Raw genomic sequence first — 3,179 nt, forward strand, 5'->3', positions numbered from 1 at the left:
GCCGGGTGTTCCGGCAGGCCTTCCTGGATTGTTCCTTCTTCTTATCGGGAATGCGCGTTGCGCGACGTCGCAGCTTGAGGTGTTCCTCGAGCCGCTCCGGGGACATCTTCCACATGCTGCGGTCTGCGCGTTTCTTCTTGCGCTGGGCCATGCCGTCACCTCCTTCCATCGAGGTGTTTCAGCATAGCGCGCCGCGCTGCACTACTGGGAGCAGCCGGGGCAGCGCCCCAGCCTAGTGACCGCGCTCCTGTTCTAGCGCCTTGCCCTCGTTCCAGAACGGAGCCAGCTTGTTATCGAACATGCTCAGCGCAGAGGCGATGGCCATGTGCATGTCCAAGTACTGGTAGGTGCCCAGGCGGCCACCGAAGAGGACCTGGTTCTCGCGGGCCTCAGCGGCGGCGAGCTTGCGGTAAGCCTCCAGCTTGGAGCGGTCCTCCGGGGTGTTGATCGGGTAGTACGGCTCATCGCCCTTCTCCGCGAAGCGCGAGTACTCCTTCATGATCACCGTCTTATCCTTGGGGTACTTATCGGCGCGCTCCGGGTGGAAGTGGCGGAACTCGTGGATGCGGGTGTAGTCCACGTCCGCATCGTTGTAGTTCATCACCGGGGTGCCCTGGAAGTCACCGGTCTCCAGCACCTCCAGGTCGAAGTCCAGCGTGCGCCAGCCCAACTCACCCTCGGCGAAGTCGAAGTAGCGATCCAGTGGGCCGGTGTAGACCACCGGCGCGCTTGGCGACGCCCCCCGCACCTCCTCGCGCACGTCGAACCAGTCGGTGTTGAGCTGAACGTCGATAAGCTCGTGCTCCGCCATCTTCTCCAGCCAGGCCGCGTAGCCGTCGACGGGCAGGCCCTCGTAGGTGTCGTTGAAGTAGCGGTTGTTGAAGGTGTAGCGCACCGGCAGGCGCGTAATGTTGCCGGCCGGCAACTCCTTCGGATCGGTCTGCCACTGCTTGGCCGTGTAATCGCGGATGAAGGCCTCGTAGAGCGGGCGGCCAATGAGCGCGATGGCCTTCTCCTCCAGGTTCTGCGCCTCATCTACGGCGAACTCGCCGGCTTGCTCCTTGATGAGCTCACGCGCCTCATCCGGGGAGTAGTAGCGGCCGAAGAACTGGTTAATCAGGCCCAGGCCCATGGGGAACTGGTAGGCCGTGCCGTCATGCATGGCAAAGACGCGGTGCTGGTAGTCAGTGAAATCGGTGAACTGGTTGCAGTACTCCCACACGCGCTTATTCGAGGTATGGAAGAGGTGCGCGCCGTACTTGTGGACCTCGATGCCGGTCTCCGGCTCGGCCTCCGAGTAGGCGTTGCCACCCAGGTGCTCGCGGCGCTCCACGATGAGCACCTTCTTGCCCAGCTGGGAGGCTGCGCGCTCGGCCACGGTCAGGCCGAAGAATCCAGATCCAACAACGATGAGGTCATATGCAGTCATGGCCACCAGCTTAAGGCAGTAACACGTGCAAAACGGCGGGTGACACCCAAGCGAGAAAACTCGCGTGTCACACCTTCTTTCACTCCAACACCTGACGTAACATTTGTCCCGTTAGTTAACTTTTTGCGCTCCTCTTAACCTCGTGGCGCACACCATCCTAGGGAGTAACAGTGCACCTCAAACGTCGTCTTGTTCCCGCGAAATCGACGTGGTCAACGCCGGTTATCGCCACGGTCACCTCGATCGCTGTGGTCGCTGCCGCAGCCGTGGGCGGCCAAACCCTCATCCAGACCCAGGAAGCGGGCAGCGGCCCCATCGAAGTGAGCTCGGCCTCCGAAACCTTCGGCTCTGGCGAAACGGTCGTCGTGGATGACCCGGCCATCGCAGCCCAGGGCGAGGGCGAAGGTCCGCGCGCCGTCAAGCAATTCCACCGCGATGAGACCTTCTCCTCCTTCGCCGTCACGTGGAAGGGCACGCGCGATGTCGCGGCCTTCGTCCGCGCGAAGCAACCGGACGGGTCCTGGTCCGAGTGGTACGACATGGACTCGATGTCCTACAACAACGATGACCCCAATGCCACGAACGGCACCGAGCTCATCTTCGTGGGCGATACCAACGACGTGCAGGTCTCCATCAACAACGTGGACCTGGTGACCGGGTCGAACTTGGATGAGAAACTCACCGAGTCCCCCGTTGAGGACGCCGCGCTTGACGACGCCCCCTTCAACGTCGGCGACATCGCCCCCGTTGCCGAGACCGAAGAGCTTCCGGCCAACAGCGACGTCGAAGGCCTCGAGGCTGTCTTCATGGACGGCAACGCCCAGGAGGGCGAGGGCATTGAGCCAACCGCTGAGACCGATGGCATGCCGCGCGTGGTTTCGCGCGCCGGCTGGGGCGCGAATGAGAATATCCGCTGCAAGGGCGCCGACTACGACGACGGTGTGAAGGCCATCGCGCTGCACCACACCGCGGGTTCCAATAACTACACCCGCGCGCAGGCGGCCGCGCAGGTGCGCGCCGCGTACAAGTACCACGCCCAGAACCTGGGATGGTGCGATATCGGATACAACGCGCTGGTGGATAAGTACGGCACCATCTACGAGGGCCGCTATGGCGGGCTCGACGAAGCCGTGCAGGGCGCCCACATCGGCGGCTTCAACCGAAACACGTGGGGAATTTCCATGATCGGCAACTACGAGCAGGCCCAGCCGACGGAAGCTTTGCTGGAGTCCGTCACCGATCTTGCCGGCTGGAAGGGCGCGATTTCCGACGTCGATCCGACCTCCCGCGTCTCCCTGCGTTCGGCGGAGAACTTCCGCGGCTCGCGCTACCCTGCGGGTGCTTCTGCCCCCGTCTATGGTCTCTTCGGGCACAGCGACGTTCACTTCACTGCCTGCCCGGGTAAATACACCATCGCCCAGTGGCCGAAGATCCGCCAGGCGGCGCACAAGAAGTACCTCGCCATCAAGTCAGGCACGTCGGGTTCGACATCCACGGACTGGGGCAGCGGCAATACCTCTACGCCAGACTCCTCTGGCTCCGCGCCGAACGACAATGCGCCGTCCGCTCCCGCGCCGGCCGCTCCGGCACAGGAGGCAACGTCCTCGCTGGGCGATACTGAAATCCCGATGAGCACCATCACCGCATTAGTCGGCCTGGCTGGCACGCTCTTCGCCATCATGTATGCCCGCTCGGACCAGCAGATTGACACGGATAAGACGGTCAATGGCCTGCCGGTGGAGCAAATCCC

The 3,179-nt window shown here is 63.1% G+C and carries 2 protein-coding genes; one reads left to right on the forward strand and one right to left on the reverse strand.

What is annotated here, in order from left to right; translation table 11 throughout:
* Positions 1 to 232 precede the first annotated feature (232 nt).
* Positions 233 to 1,429 (reverse strand): UDP-galactopyranose mutase, encoded by a 1,197-nt coding sequence (gene glf, locus RDN59_RS11780; protein WP_144014311.1) that lies wholly within the window; start codon positions 1,427 to 1,429, stop codon positions 233 to 235.
* Between the two features lie 170 nt (positions 1,430 to 1,599).
* Here glf and RDN59_RS11785 point away from each other — a divergent pair.
* Positions 1,600 to 3,179 (forward strand): N-acetylmuramoyl-L-alanine amidase (locus RDN59_RS11785; protein WP_308607998.1); only part of this gene is annotated, 1,580 nt, incomplete at its 3' end.

The sequence above is a fragment of the uncultured Corynebacterium sp. genome (assembly GCF_902489365.1).
Classification (GTDB): domain Bacteria; phylum Actinomycetota; class Actinomycetes; order Mycobacteriales; family Mycobacteriaceae; genus Corynebacterium.